General features: G+C 64.0%; 14 protein-coding genes and 1 tRNA gene. 10 read left to right on the top strand and 5 right to left on the bottom strand.

All coding sequences use genetic code 11. From position 1 onward, the window contains the following. Positions 1-4: 4 nt before the first annotated feature. A complete protein-coding gene (locus tag QFZ91_RS14135) occupies positions 5-1,219 on the bottom strand; it encodes an MFS transporter (RefSeq protein ID WP_429567584.1) in 1,215 nt (404 codons plus the stop codon). 250 nt (positions 1,220-1,469) lie between these two features. On the opposite strand from QFZ91_RS14135, the gene QFZ91_RS14130 reads away from it, so the two are divergent. The 3 genes from QFZ91_RS14130 to QFZ91_RS14120 all read left to right on the top strand — a co-directional run bounded on the left by QFZ91_RS14130 (position 1,470) and on the right by QFZ91_RS14120 (position 4,397). Further along, positions 1,470-2,132, top strand: coding sequence for a HugZ family protein (locus tag QFZ91_RS14130; RefSeq protein WP_429567583.1), 663 nt, complete (start codon positions 1,470-1,472; stop codon positions 2,130-2,132). 395 nt (positions 2,133-2,527) lie between these two features. Continuing rightward, positions 2,528-2,830, top strand: a complete 303-nt coding sequence (locus QFZ91_RS14125) for an H-NS family nucleoid-associated regulatory protein (RefSeq protein ID WP_008921239.1) — start codon at positions 2,528-2,530, stop codon at positions 2,828-2,830. Positions 2,831-3,113: 283 nt separating this feature from the next. Next, positions 3,114-4,397 carry a cation diffusion facilitator family transporter gene (locus QFZ91_RS14120; RefSeq protein WP_429567582.1) on the top strand — a complete coding sequence of 428 codons (1,284 nt, stop codon included), beginning with the start codon at positions 3,114-3,116 and terminating at the stop codon, positions 4,395-4,397. 60 nt (positions 4,398-4,457) lie between these two features. On the opposite strand, the gene QFZ91_RS14115 is transcribed toward QFZ91_RS14120, so the two are convergent. The 3 genes from QFZ91_RS14115 to QFZ91_RS14105 form a co-directional block, all read right to left on the bottom strand. Then, complete coding sequence (locus tag QFZ91_RS14115; protein WP_012431468.1) at positions 4,458-4,916, bottom strand: Lrp/AsnC family transcriptional regulator; 459 nt, start codon at positions 4,914-4,916, stop codon at positions 4,458-4,460. 90 nt (positions 4,917-5,006) lie between these two features. After that, the gene (locus QFZ91_RS14110; RefSeq protein ID WP_013088123.1) at positions 5,007-5,639 is read right to left on the bottom strand and encodes an exonuclease; all 633 of its coding nucleotides are present in this window, start codon (positions 5,637-5,639) and stop codon (positions 5,007-5,009) included. Next, positions 5,636-6,280, bottom strand: coding sequence for an MBL fold metallo-hydrolase (locus tag QFZ91_RS14105; protein WP_429567581.1), 645 nt, complete (start codon positions 6,278-6,280; stop codon positions 5,636-5,638). The genes QFZ91_RS14110 and QFZ91_RS14105 overlap by 4 nt, the downstream gene beginning before the upstream one ends. Positions 6,281-6,926: 646 nt before the next feature. Here QFZ91_RS14105 and QFZ91_RS14100 point away from each other — a divergent pair. Next, positions 6,927-7,532, top strand: coding sequence for a septal ring lytic transglycosylase RlpA family protein (locus QFZ91_RS14100; RefSeq protein WP_176122309.1), 606 nt, complete (start codon positions 6,927-6,929; stop codon positions 7,530-7,532). Positions 7,533-7,654: 122 nt separating this feature from the next. On the opposite strand, the gene rsmI is transcribed toward QFZ91_RS14100, so the two are convergent. Then, entirely contained in the window at positions 7,655-8,539 is an 885-nt protein-coding gene (gene rsmI / locus QFZ91_RS14095) for a 16S rRNA (cytidine(1402)-2'-O)-methyltransferase (RefSeq protein WP_429567580.1), read from the bottom strand. Between rsmI and QFZ91_RS14090 the strand changes: the two genes are divergently transcribed. The 6 genes from QFZ91_RS14090 to QFZ91_RS14065 all read left to right on the top strand — a co-directional run bounded on the left by QFZ91_RS14090 (position 8,538) and on the right by QFZ91_RS14065 (position 12,504). After that, entirely contained in the window at positions 8,538-9,050 is a 513-nt protein-coding gene (locus QFZ91_RS14090) for a YraN family protein (protein ID WP_429567579.1), read from the top strand. The two genes, rsmI and QFZ91_RS14090, sit on opposite strands and share 2 nt — an antisense overlap. Before the next feature lie 148 nt (positions 9,051-9,198). Further along, positions 9,199-9,786 carry a phosphoheptose isomerase gene (locus tag QFZ91_RS14085; RefSeq protein ID WP_176122307.1) on the top strand — a complete coding sequence of 196 codons (588 nt, stop codon included), beginning with the start codon at positions 9,199-9,201 and terminating at the stop codon, positions 9,784-9,786. A 26-nt stretch (positions 9,787-9,812) separates the two neighbouring features. After that, positions 9,813-10,604 carry a BON domain-containing protein gene (locus QFZ91_RS14080; RefSeq protein ID WP_176380706.1) on the top strand — a complete coding sequence of 264 codons (792 nt, stop codon included), beginning with the start codon at positions 9,813-9,815 and terminating at the stop codon, positions 10,602-10,604. Then, complete coding sequence (locus tag QFZ91_RS14075) at positions 10,604-10,960, top strand: c-type cytochrome (protein WP_429568640.1); 357 nt, start codon at positions 10,604-10,606, stop codon at positions 10,958-10,960. The genes QFZ91_RS14080 and QFZ91_RS14075 overlap by 1 nt, the downstream gene beginning before the upstream one ends. 62 nt (positions 10,961-11,022) lie before the next feature. Beyond that, positions 11,023-11,098, top strand: a tRNA-Ala gene (locus tag QFZ91_RS14070). A gap of 191 nt (positions 11,099-11,289) precedes the next feature. Next, a complete protein-coding gene (locus tag QFZ91_RS14065; protein WP_368716785.1) occupies positions 11,290-12,504 on the top strand; it encodes a tyrosine-type recombinase/integrase in 1,215 nt (404 codons plus the stop codon). Positions 12,505-12,526 lie beyond the last annotated feature (22 nt).

Genomic DNA, 12,526 nt, shown 5'->3' with positions numbered 1-12,526 from the left:
CCTGTCAGATCTTCAAACGCCGCAGCACCTTCGGCCCGGCGAACGCGATCATCGCGGCGCACACCGCGACGACCGACAGTCCGATCGTCAGATTGGTCACCTGCGCGACGGCGCCGATGATCACCGGTCCGAGCAGCAAGCCGAAATAGGCCAGCCCCGCGACGTGCGCGAGCCCTTCGGCCGCGTGGATGCCCTTCACGCTCGCCGCCGCCGCGAACAGCACCGGCATCATGTTCGCGAGGCCCAGGCCGATCAGCGCAAAGCCGGCGAGCGCTGCCACCGGATTCGGCAGCACCAGCGCGTCGACCATCCCCGCGCAGGCGAGCGCCGCGCTGATCATCACGAGCTGGGGTGCGCCGAAGCGGGCGCGCACCGCGTCGCCGGCAAAACGCGCGACTGCCATGCCGCCGGAAAACGCCGCGTAGGCGGCGCTGGCGAGCGCGGGTGTCGAGAGCACGACATCGCGCATATAGACCGTGGCCCAGTCGTACATCGCGCCTTCGGCGATCAGGGCGACCAGCGCCATCGTGCCGAGCGCCCACAGCGCCGGCGAGCGCCAGCGGCTCGCGCGCGGCGTCGCGGCATCGGGATGCTCGGCGTGCGGCACGTGCGGCAACACCGACGGGCAGGCGAGCACCAGCACGAGCGCGCTGGTCGCCGCGGCGAGCGCAAGATGCAGGGCCGGCGCCATGCCGCGCGACAGCAGCGCGCCGCCGACCGCCGCGCCGAACATGCCGCCAAGGCTGAACATGCCGTGCAGCGACGACATGATCGGTTTGCCGAGCGCCTTTTCGACGGCGCTCGCTTCGGCGTTCATCGCGACGTCGAGCGTGGCCATGCCGGCGCCGAAGACGGCCAGCACGACCAGCAGAATCCAGTACGCGGGCACGGCCAGAATCAGCGCCGCGCAGGCGGCCATCGCGAGGCCGCCGGCCAGGCAGGCCCGGCGCGTGCCGACCCGCGCGATCCACGACGCATTGGTCACCATCGCGCCGATCGATCCGCCCGCCACCGCGAACAACGCGAACGACAGCATCGCCGGATTGAGATGGAAGCGATCGCGCACCGTCGGCACGTGCACGCCCCACGACGCGTACATCATGCCGGCGATGAAAAACAGCGCCATCGTGGCGATCCGTGCGTGTTGCCGTGCGGTGACGGACAAGTTGCGATGGGCGGCGGGGAGGACGGCGAATTCGGAGGCGTGGTGATCGGGCACGGAGGTCTCGAGGCGGAGGGCGCGAGAAAGCGCATTGAAAGCGGATCTCCGATTTTATCGAAGCGTGGTGGCTAACGCTTGGAGCCGTGGGATCGGGCGCATACGATTGATGGGCCGGAGATGCAACGAAGCGGGATTGCTGCATGTCATGCTTTGGTGCGCCGCCGTTGCTTTTTGCATTGCTGCCCGTGACGGCTTTTGTGCCTCAACGCTCTCCCGTTCATTCCAAATTCACCCGAGGAACGCTCAGTTGAATATTCCCGCTCACGCTCCGCTGCATCTGCTGCACACGGCTGCGGTCGGCACGCTCGCCACGCACGCTCGCCAGCCCGAGGGGTTTCCGTATCCGTCGGTGTTGCCGTTCGCGCCGGACGCGCGGCATCGTCCGACGATCCTCGTGAGCCGGCTCGCGGAGCACACACACAACCTGCACGCCGATCCGCGCGCCGGTTTCCTGGCCGTCGACACACCCGATGGCGACGTGCTGGGCAGCCAGCGCGTCACGCTGCTCGGCCGCTTCGAGCCGGTCGACTCGAACCCGGAACTGGTGCGGCGCTACTTGCGCTATCACCCGGACGCGGAGCGCTATCTGGCGTTGGGCGATTTCACGTTCTGGATCATGGAGATCGAGCGGCTGCGCTACATCGGCGGCTTCGGCGCGATGGGCTGGCTCGACGGCGCGCAACTCGATCCGCTGCCCCCGCTTACCGCCAGCGACGAGGACGCGCTGATCGCGGAGTTCGGTCGCCGGTTTAGTGGCGCGGGCGGCGTCGAATTGCTGGGCGTCGACCGTTATGGCGCCGATCTGAAACGCAACGGTGTGCGCCGCCGCTTCGCATTCGATGACGCGCGGTCCGATACCGGAACATTGCACGCGGCGCTCCAAGTCTGCATCGAGCGGCATGCGGATTAAGCATTTATCGTTCATCGGAAAAACAAGCGTGTGCCAGTCGCGACGAACGGACGCCTGTATCAAAAGTGCGTGCTTATCCGAGTCAAAGCTTTCATGCCGTGAAATGTTTGATGCGCAATAGACGGCTCAAGTCTCATTTTCTGATAGTTAAATCGGATCAATATGCACACCGGGGAATTTTTTCAGCGACGTGCGAAATCACCTATTTGAAAGGACGTAGTCCGACCCAGAAGCGACGCAGGAAACTTTTTGAAACGAATTTAAATTAATTTTTCCGGGTGCTTATCCAGCCTTTCTATTTTGTGTTAATCTCGCCATCAAATTCCGAGGCATGAAACCTTCAAAGGCGAGTCGGCAAAAGACCGGCGTCATTTATCCATACCACAAGGGAACCTATGTCTTCTTACAAGGAACTACTCGCGCAGCGCGAGAAGCTCGAAAAGCAGATTGAAGAAGCGAAGTCGCGCGAATACGCGGAAGTCTTGAATGAAATCAAGCAGAAAATGGCCGACTACGGCATTTCGCTGAGCGAACTCGGCGGCGGCCGCGCACCAAAGGGCGCTAAAGCGAGCCGGCCGCGCGCAGGCGTCGCGCCTAAATATCGTGATCCTGAAAGCGGCAGCACGTGGTCCGGTCGCGGCAAGCCGCCGCGCTGGATCGCCGGTCTTGATCGCGAAAAGTTTCTGATCCAGAAGTAATCGCGATGCTGCGGATGGTAACGGTTGCGTGCACGTAATGCGAATACTGGCGAGCCTCCGCGTTTATAGCCTGCTGCAGAATCTCAAAAAGCCGCGCACCGTTCAGGGCGCGGTTTTGTCATTTGCGGCGCCGGGTTTCTGTCGCATGCACTTCAGGTAGCTGGAACGCGAATGCTTTTCGTTTAGATAAGCGCCTGATTTAAAAAGGTTTTTTCGCGGCCGTCCCTGCACAGGCGAGTCGTGGCGGGTACAATAGCAACAACTGACCTTTCCGCCTTTCAGCATGCCGTCCGCCGCGATCGCCCAAACCGCCGAGAAACAACGCGTTGCCCGCAAGAGTACCTTTGCGAGTATTGCGGTCAATACCGTATTGATGACGCTGCAAATCATCATCGGTACGATCGCGCACTCGCAGGCGCTGGTTGCCGACGGTGTCCATTCGCTCGCCGATCTCATTTCCGATTTTGTCGTGCTGATTGCCAATCGGCATAGCGGGGCAAAACCCGATGCCGATCACAATTACGGACATAGCCGTTATGAGACGGTCGCGTCGTTATTTCTCGGCGCGCTGCTGATCTCGGTCGGCGTCGGTATGTTGTGGCGCGCCGGTACGCGGCTCGCCGATCTACAAAATATTCCCGCCGTGCATATGAGCGCGCTCGCGGTCGCGGCGCTCGTACTGGTCTCGAAGGAAGCGCTGTTTCGCTACATGCTGCACGAGGCGAACCGGGTGCGTTCCGCGATGCTGATCGCGAACGCATGGCACGCCCGCTCGGACGCGGCGTCGTCTCTGGTGGTGGGGATCGGAGTCGTCGGCAGTCTCGCCGGCCTGCGGTTGCTCGACCCGATCGCGGCGGCTATCGTCGGCTTCATGGTCGCGCGCATGGGCTGGACCTTCGGTTGGGACGCGTTGCAGGATCTGTCGGACCGTGCGCTCGACGAAACCGCCGCCGCCGACATGCGCGCGCTGCTGATGTCCACCCCGGGCGTGCGTGACGTGCACGAAATGCGCACGCGCAAGACGGGCGATTTCGCGCTCGTCGACGCGCATATCCTCGTCGATCCGATGATTTCGGTGTCGGAAGGCCATTACATCGCGGAGTCCGCGCGTCTGCGTGTGCTGACCGACAAGCGCGTGCTCGACGCGCTGATTCACGTTGACCCGGAAAACGACGCGCTCGCGCATCCACCGCTCGATCTGCCGCCGCGGGAGCGCGTGACCGCCGAGGTCGACGAAGCGCTGGCTGCCGGTGGCTTGCGGGCCGCTGCGGTGAATCTGCACTACCTGAGCACCGGGCTCGACGTGGAGGTGGTGTTGCCGGCGGCGGGGTCTGCTGAAGGGCGCGCTGCGGAGGGTGCCGAAGTCGCTCGTTTGCTGGAGAGCGAGGCGCAGTCGCTCGGCCGCGTCGATCTGACGGCGCTCAAGCGTCGTCTCGGCGCACGCAAGCTCGACGTGCTGCTGCAACGGGATATCTCGGCCGCGCAAGGCGGTTCGGCGGCGGAGCTCAAGACCGGCACCGCTCCCGCCGGTCGGTCAACCGCCACCGAGCCTCACAACGCCACCTGAGTTTGGTCAGTTTCGGACGCCCGAAACCGCGAACTTCCATGCCGCCCGCGGCGGCATCCGTCACAACGGCAACTGCGTATCGAACTTGATTTCGCGCAGCACCACGCTCGTGCGCACCTGCGCGACGGCCGGAATCTTGAAAATGCGTTCGTGCAGGAAGCTGTCGTACGCCTTGATGTCGGGCGCGACGATCTTCAGGATGTAATCGGATTCACCCGTCGTGCTGTAGCACTCGGTCACTTCGGGGCAGGTAGCGATTTCCCGCTCGAACTGCTCGACGCCGCCTTCGGTGTGACGCGTCAGATGGATATGCGCGAGCGCGCACACGTGCAAGCCGAGCTTTTCGCGATCGAGCAGCGCCGTGTAGCGCTGGATCACGCCCGACTGTTCCATATCCTTGATGCGCCGCCAGCACGGCGTGCTCGACAACCCGACCTGGTCGGAGATTTCCTGCACGGAACGGCGTGCGTCGAGCTGCAGCAGGCGCAGGATCTTCTGTGAGAACGTATCGAGTGTCAACTGCGCCTCCGTTAGCGTCGCCGTATCAACGAATGGTAGAGGGCGCGAAAACGAAACGCAATGTAAAACGGCTCTCGCGAGCGAGATTGCCTAATTTACCGGGTCCGGAGCGGCGTTTTGCCCTGAGCCGTCCCCATCATCCTTGCCGTCCCCCGGCAGTTCGGGCTGACGCGCGCGCAAGTCCTTCAGCATGTTGCAAAAGAGGGCACCCTGCTCGATTGCGTCGTCGAGCGCGACGTGCGTGTGCGGATGCTCGTCGAACCAATGTTTCGGAAAGCGCGGCTTGATGTTCTTGCGGTACGGCAGGCCGGTCATCGCGAACGCGAGCGTCTTGATGTCGAGCGCCGACCACGAGAACGGGCAGCGGCCGACGAAGCGCATCATGTACCAGAACATATAGGTGAAGTCGAAGCCGGCCGGCATCGCGACAAACACCGGCTTGCCCGGCAGCGCCTCGACCCAGTCGACATAGGCGCTCAGGGCGGCCTCGGGCTTCTGCAAGTCCTGACGGCAGGCCGCCCATGCTTCCGGCTGGGTCTTCCACCACGCTTCTTGCACTGGATGCGGCGCCGCGCCTTCGAGTAGTTCGAGATTCGCCGAGAACGTCGCGATCAACTGCTTGTCCTCGGTGTATGCGGCGGATGCGAAGCTCAGCATCGAATGCGGGCCAGGGATCGGGCCGTCCGCTTCGACGTCGGTACTGACATAGATTTCGCTGCTCATGCGCCCACTCCGTCGGCGACATAGGGATTCGTGCGGCGCTCGGCGCCGAACGTCGAGGTCGGGCCGTGGCCCGGCACGAACGTGATGTCGTCGCCGAGCGGCCAGAGTTTGTCGCGGATCGAGCGGACCAGGTCGGCGTGGTTGCCGCGCGGGAAATCCGTGCGGCCGATCGAGCCGGCGAACAGCACGTCGCCGACCAGCGCAAGCCGGTGCGCCCGGCTGAAGAAGACCACGTGGCCCGGTGTGTGGCCGGGGCAGTGGTACACCTCGAAGGTTTCGTCGCCGAACTGCACGGTGTCGCCGTCTTGTAGCCAGCGGTCCGGCTCGAAGGCATCGGCCGCGGGGAAGCCGAAGCGCGCGCTTTGATCCGGCAGCTTGTCGAGCCAGAAGCGTTCGTCGGGATGGGGACCTTCGATCGGCACGCCGTAGTGGGTGGCGAGCGTCTTCGCGCCGGCGCAGTGATCGATGTGGCCATGTGTCAGCAAGACCTTCTCGACGGTCACGTTCTGCCGCACGACTTCGCGTTGGATCATGTCGAGGTCGCCGCCCGGATCGACGACGGCCGCGCGCCCGGTGGTCTCGCATACGAGCAGCGAGCAGTTCTGCTGGAACGGCGTGACGGGGATCAGGGTGACTTTCATGGCTGGAACGACGCGCTGGAAAAACGTTGATTGTACCGGCCTCGCGACAGTCTCCGTCGCCGACGCGACGGGCTTGCGCATGGCATTGTCGCGCCTGTCGCATGCCCATTTTTGCGATAAATGTGAAGATTGATCAAGGATTGTGGGTGCTCGCCATCCCAAAATTTTTTTTTGGGTATAATGGAGTCCATGCACAAGAGTTGTGCAGCCACAAGGCGACGCATCCCCACAAAACGGAGATGCCGCTCGCTATTCAAGTAAGGGCTGTCGGAATGCCGACGGCCATCAAGTATCGATGCGTTCGATGCACACGTCTTGCCCAGCCAGGCGCCGCGCGCCTGCTACGGAATTAACCTCCGTGACGCTGGGCGGGGCCTACGCCGCCGTTCCTGCGCGCTGAGTTGCGCGCGCAAGAACGTGTTTGCCACGTTCGATTGGCGGCATGTGGGGTCTGGTCAGGCTGCCGGGGACAGGTTGCGCCAGACGTGAAAATTAACCGTGCGGTAGCGGCTGAGTGAGCCGTATCCGGGCTTTGACGTACTGCGCTTATTCGCGCGGCGCGTTGTCGTCCCTACCGCCGGAGCCGCGAGCAACATGCCCAGCAGTTTCGCGGGTGACGCGGCTCGACTATGTGTTTGCACGTCTTATGAAAACTCGGCTATCCCGTGGTCTAGGGACTCTTTTTGCCTTTTTTGTACTGGCCGGCTGCGCCACGCCTCCGGGTGCGAGCGACACGTCCGCGAACGACACGCCGCAACGTACGAAGAACATGCACCTGAGTTCTTTCGGACCGCAATCGTTCGGTAGCGCGCCGGCCTCGAGCCCGAGCACGTCGGACGCGCCTGCGCCATCGCTGGCTGACGCGAAGCCGCTCACCGACGACGGCGTCGACGTTCCGGACTTCCATCAGATTGGACGTGCGTCGTGGTACGGACGCTTCTTCCACGGCCGCCGCACCGCCAACGGCGAGCGTTACGACATGCACGCCCTGACGGCCGCGCATCGTACGCTGCCGCTAGGCTCGTACGTGCGTGTGACCAATCCGGCCAATTCGCGCTCGGTGATCGTACGGATCAACGACCGCGGTCCGTACGCGCGCGGCCGCGTGATCGACCTGTCGATGGCGGCCGCCGGCATGCTCGACATGCGCCACAGCGGCACCGCGCGGGTCAAGATCGAAGGGCTCACGCAGCAGGAAGCGCGTGCCGAGCTGAACGAGACGCTCGCGTCGAACTCGGATTCGAACAAGTGATGTGACGTGACGGCCGCGGTGATGCCGCGTCGGCTGAACCAACCGTCTGTAGACAAGCGAAGGGCCGCGACATGCGGCCCTTTTCTCTTTCTCTTCCGCCTTTTGCCCGCCCGGCTTTGTCCTCAGGTGTCGGGCTTGTCTTCCTTCAGCGCGAGCGCGCGCGTGTACAGCGCGTTGCGCGATGCGCCCGTGAGCACAGCCGCGACCTTCGCGGCGCTGCTCACCGTCAATTCTTCGAGCAGGATGCCGAGCAGCGCATCGTGATCGTGCTCGCCGGCCTCTTCGGGCGACGCGCCTTCGACCACCAGCACGAATTCGCCCCGCTGCCGGTTCGCATCGGCGGCGAGCCACGTTGGCCCTTCGGCCAGGGTGCTCTGGTGCAGCGCTTCGTGTAACTTCGTGAGTTCCCGCGCGATCAGCAGACGACGCTTGCCGCCGAACGTATCGGCGAGCGCCTGCACCGTGTCGATGATCCGGTGCGGTGCTTCGTAGAACACCATCGCGTGAGGGTGCTGCGCGAGCGTCTGCAAGGCGGCGGCGCGCGCCTTCGGCTTCGGCGGCAGGAAGCCGAGGAACGAGAACGTCGCGACCCAGTCGCCGGTCGCGCTGAGCGCGGTGGCGAGCGCGCTCGCGCCGGGCAGCGGGACCACCGCGAAGCCGGCCTCGCGCACGGCATCGACGAGCTTGGCCCCCGGGTCCGAGATGCCCGGCGTACCAGCGTCGGACACATAGGCCACACGCTCGCCGGCCTGCAGATACTCGATTACGCGCTGCGCGGCGGCGCGCTCGTTGTGTTGATGCACGGCAACGAGCGGCTTCGAGATGCCGTAGCGCGCGAGCAGTTGACCGGTGTTGCGGGTGTCCTCGGCGGCGATGCGATCCGCGAGTCCGAGCACGTGCAGCGCGCGCAGCGTGATGTCGGCGATGTTGCCGATCGGCGTGGCCACCACATACAGCGCGGCGGAGGGGTACTGCTGCCCTTGCGCGAGTTCGGAGAGAGAAGTCATGACACGGAAGACACAAACAGACGGAACGAGGCCGACATTGTGCCATGTGGGCTTGCGCGAGCAGGTCGCGCCGGAGACTGCGCAAAAGACGTCCATCAACGTCAGGCCAAAAACCGCTCACAACTTTTCCTGCGCGCACCAGTCCAAATCCGTCGGCGCCGCTTTCGAAGCACGCGCACGAGAGTTTTTGCAGCGCCAGCGTCTGCGCTTCGTCGCGAGCAACGTGACGTGTCGGGGAGGCGAGATCGATCTCGTGATGAGTGATCGCGACGGCGCGCTGGTGTTCGTGGAAGTTCGCGCGCGTGCGCAGCGGCACTACGGCGGTGCTGCCGCGAGCATCGGTTGGCAGAAGCGGCAGCGCATCGTGCGAGCGGCGCGGCACTATCTCGCGACTCGCGCCGCGACGAACCGCGCCCCGCGCGATGAACCCGCGTGCCGTTTCGACGTCGTCGCGTTCGAGAGCGGCAGGCTCGTGTGGTTGCGCGATGCATTTCGCGCCGACGAACTCTGACAGCCCGCGCGGACAACGCGCGTGAGTGCGATAAACTTGCGCTCGCGTGCCGCGCGAGCGCAAGTTTATCGGCGACCACAGCCTGGCAGTATGCCTTCACAACACGGCCGCACAGTGCGGTCCATTCGCGGTAGAAGATAGAGACTCGATGTCAGTCGAACGCATCCAACAACACTTCCGCGACAGCGCGGCAGTCAAACTCGAAGCCCTGGAAACCCTCTCGATGCCGATCGCCGCCGCGATCGACACGATGTTCGCCGCTCTCGCCAACGGCAATCGCATCCTCGCGTGCGGCAACGGTGGTTCGGCCGCCGACGCGCAGCATTTCGCGGCCGAGCTGATCGGGCGCTTCGAGCGCGAGCGGCCAGGTCTGCCTGCCATTGCGCTCAGCACCGACACCTCCGTGCTCACCGCGATCGCCAACGACTATTCGTTCGAACAGATTTACGCGAAACAGGTCTGGGCGCTCGGTCAGCCCGGCGACGTGTTGCTCGCGATCACCACATCCGGCAATTCCGCGAACGTACTCGCCGCGATCGAAGCCGCGCATGAGCGCGAAATGATCGTCGTTGCGCTGACCGGCAAGGGCGGCGGACGCGCGCAGGAAGTGCTGAGCGACACCGACATCCACGTATGCGTGCCGTCAGAGCGCACCGCGCGCATCCAGGAAGTGCACCTGCTGACCATCCATTGCCTGTGCGACGGCATCGATGCCATGTTGCTCGGCGAAGACTGAGACTGATTTCGAAGGAGAGCTAGTTGATGAGCGTATTCCGCATCAAGAAGACACTGGTGAGAACCGTGCTCGTGGTCGGGTTCGCGGCGGGGCTGTCGGCCACGCTGCAAGGCTGCTTTCTCGCCGTCGGGGCCGCGGCGGGCGGCGGCGCGCTGATGGCGACCGACCGTCGCACGCTCGGCGCGCAGACCGAGGATCGCGAGATTCAGGTGAAGGCGCTGTCGCAGATTAGCCAGAATCTGCCGGACTCCGCGCACGTGAACGTCACGGTGTTCAACCGCCGCGTGCTGCTGACCGGCGAGGTCGCGGGCGAGGTGTCGAAGCAGCGCGCCGAGAGCATCGTGCGGAACCTGAACAACGTGAATACGATCGTCAATGAACTGGCGATCATGCCGGCGAGTTCATTCTCGTCGCGCACCAACGACACCTACCTCGAAACGCGCGTGAAGACCGCGCTGATCGCCGAGAAGAACATTTCGGCGAACAACTTCAAGGTCGTGGCCGAGCGCGGCAACGTTTATCTGATGGGCCTTGTCACAATGGATGAGGGTAAGGTCGGCGCCGATGTCACGAGTCGCGTGCCGGGTGTCGTGCAGGTCGTCAAGGTGTTCCAGTACATACAGCCGCAGGAAGCGGAGGCCGCTGCGGCCGCGAGCGCGACGGCGCCGGTGGCCGCCTCGCAGCCCGAGGTCGGTGAGCCGACGGTCGGCGCGATTCCCGATTCGGGGGTGAGCGCGCGACCGCTCGATCAACAGGCCCCTGCGCCGGTAAATTCGTCGACGGCGGTTCGGCCGGGCAATCCGAAGGCGGTGCCTTGATGCGGGGTGTGGCGCTTGCGTGTGTTGTGTTCGCGGTGGTGGTCGGTGCGATGGCGGGCACGATGACGTCGGGTGCTTGCGCGGCTGAGGCCGCACTTCGCGGGCAGCAGGTCGCCGCGGCGAATGCGTGCATGGGCTGTCACGCGGTGGATCGCAAGTTGGTCGGGCCGTCGTTCCAGCAGGTCGCCGCGAAATATAAGGGTGACGCGCAGGCGCCGGCCAAACTCGCGCGCAAGGTGAAGGACGGCGGCGCCGGCGTATGGGGCATGATTCCGATGCCAGCCCATCAATCGATGAGCGATGCGGATATCCGCACGGTGGTCGACTGGGTGCTCGCGGGCGCGCCGTCCAGATGAGGTTTTCCCGAGGCTGGAGGCTTGGCAAAAGGGAAAATGGCTGTGCTAGAATTATTTTCGTTGGGGGGGTAGCTCAGCTGGGAGAGCGTCGCGTTCGCAATGCGAAGGTCGGGAGTTCGATCCTCCTCCTCTCCACCATCACGTGTTCCATGCAGTTCCGTAGAATTCCGCAAACCCCGCGTCCCGTAAGGCTCGCGGGGTTTTTGTTTCCATTCCGGGATTGGGGTTTCCGTTGACAGCCGGGGGCCTTTCAGAGCAGCTTTAGGGGCATCAGGCCAAATTTTCCATGTGGCCAAAATTAGTGCCCCCAAAGCAAGGGGAGGGCTCCCATGCCTCTTACCGATCTGGAAGTCCGCCGGGCTGCGCCTCGCGAGAAGGCATACCGGGTCTCCGACGGCCGCGGAATGTATCTCGAGATTTCTCCGTCTGGCGGCAAGTACTGGCGCCTCAAATATCGATTCAACGACCGGGAGAAGAGGCTGGCGCTGGGCGTCTATCCCGATGTCACGCTCGCCCATGCGCGAAAAAAGCGCGACGAAGCCCGTGCGATGCTTGCCGATGGTATTGATCCCGGTCAGGCCAAGAAGGACAAGAAGCGCCTCGCGCGGCTCAACGCCGCCACCACGTTCGAGGCAGTCGCGCTCGAGTGGTTCGAGCAGCAGACGCCCGGCTGGGCACCCAGCCACTCCGAGAAGATCATGGGACGACTGAAGAAGGACCTTTTCCCTTGGCTTGGCTCGCGTCCCATTGCCGACATCAGCCCACCTGAAGTCCTTGAAGTGTTGCGCCGTGCCGAGAAACGCGGTGCTCACGACACCGCACACCGGCTTCAGCAGAACTGCGGTCAGATCTTTCGCTACGCCGTGGTGACCGGACGCGCCATGCGCGACGTAAGCGCCGATTTACGCGGCGCGCTGCGACCCAACCGGCATACCCACTTCGCCTCGATTACGGATCCCGAGAAGGTCGGAGAGATGCTGCGCGCCTTCGATGGCTTTTCAGGGACGCTGGTCGTGCGCGCGGCGCTGCAACTTGCGCCGTTGCTGTTCGTGCGACCCGGCGAGTTGAGGCAGGCCGAGTGGGCGCAGATTGATCTGGAACGGCGCGCATGGTCCTTTACTGTTTCGAAGACGAAGACCGAGCATCTGGTCCCGCTGGCCAACCAGGCTGTAGAGATCCTGAAGGAGTTGCAGGCGCAAACCGGCAAATGGCGTTGTGTATTTCCGGGCCGTGATCGTAGGAAGCCCATGAGCGGCGCGGCGATCAATGCCGCGCTGCAGCGCTTGGGCTTCGACACGAAAACCGAGATCACCGGCCACGGATTCCGGGCGATGGCTCGGACCATCCTGCATGAGCGGCTACGATTTCCCGCCGAAGTCATTGAGCACCAACTGGCGCACCGGGTGCCTGACTCACTCGGCAGTGCCTACAACCGCACGCGGTTCATCGACGACCGGGTCGTCATGATGCAGGCGTGGGCCGACTACCTGGATCGGCTGAAAGCGGGGGCGGAAGTGGGGCCGATCCGGCCGCGGTGTGTTTGAGGCGGAAGTCTTGGCGCACCGC

The organism is Paraburkholderia sp. JPY419, assembly GCF_050435705.1.
Classification (GTDB): domain Bacteria; phylum Pseudomonadota; class Gammaproteobacteria; order Burkholderiales; family Burkholderiaceae; genus Paraburkholderia; species Paraburkholderia youngii.
The sequence above is the reverse complement of the archived record's forward strand: the minus strand, read 5'-3'. Positions and strand labels throughout refer to the sequence as shown.

Excerpts from the sequence above, each read along its gene's own strand:
- QFZ91_RS14080 (WP_176380706.1), top strand. The coding sequence starts at position 9,813 with ATGAGCGTATTCCGCATCAAGAAGACACTGGTGAGAACCGTGCTCGTG.
- QFZ91_RS14075 (WP_429568640.1), top strand. The coding sequence starts at position 10,604 with ATGCGGGGTGTGGCGCTTGCGTGTGTTGTGTTCGCGGTGGTGGTCGGT.
- QFZ91_RS14100 (WP_176122309.1), top strand. The coding sequence starts at position 6,927 with ATGAAAACTCGGCTATCCCGTGGTCTAGGGACTCTTTTTGCCTTTTTT.
- QFZ91_RS14065 (WP_368716785.1), top strand. The coding sequence starts at position 11,290 with ATGCCTCTTACCGATCTGGAAGTCCGCCGGGCTGCGCCTCGCGAGAAG.
- QFZ91_RS14090 (WP_429567579.1), top strand. The coding sequence starts at position 8,538 with ATGACACGGAAGACACAAACAGACGGAACGAGGCCGACATTGTGCCAT.
- rsmI (WP_429567580.1), bottom strand. The coding sequence starts at position 8,539 with ATGACTTCTCTCTCCGAACTCGCGCAAGGGCAGCAGTACCCCTCCGCC.
- QFZ91_RS14085 (WP_176122307.1), top strand. The coding sequence starts at position 9,199 with ATGTCAGTCGAACGCATCCAACAACACTTCCGCGACAGCGCGGCAGTC.
- QFZ91_RS14110 (WP_013088123.1), bottom strand. The coding sequence starts at position 5,639 with ATGAGCAGCGAAATCTATGTCAGTACCGACGTCGAAGCGGACGGCCCG.
- QFZ91_RS14125 (WP_008921239.1), top strand. The coding sequence starts at position 2,528 with ATGTCTTCTTACAAGGAACTACTCGCGCAGCGCGAGAAGCTCGAAAAG.
- QFZ91_RS14105 (WP_429567581.1), bottom strand. The coding sequence starts at position 6,280 with ATGAAAGTCACCCTGATCCCCGTCACGCCGTTCCAGCAGAACTGCTCG.
- QFZ91_RS14120 (WP_429567582.1), top strand. The coding sequence starts at position 3,114 with ATGCCGTCCGCCGCGATCGCCCAAACCGCCGAGAAACAACGCGTTGCC.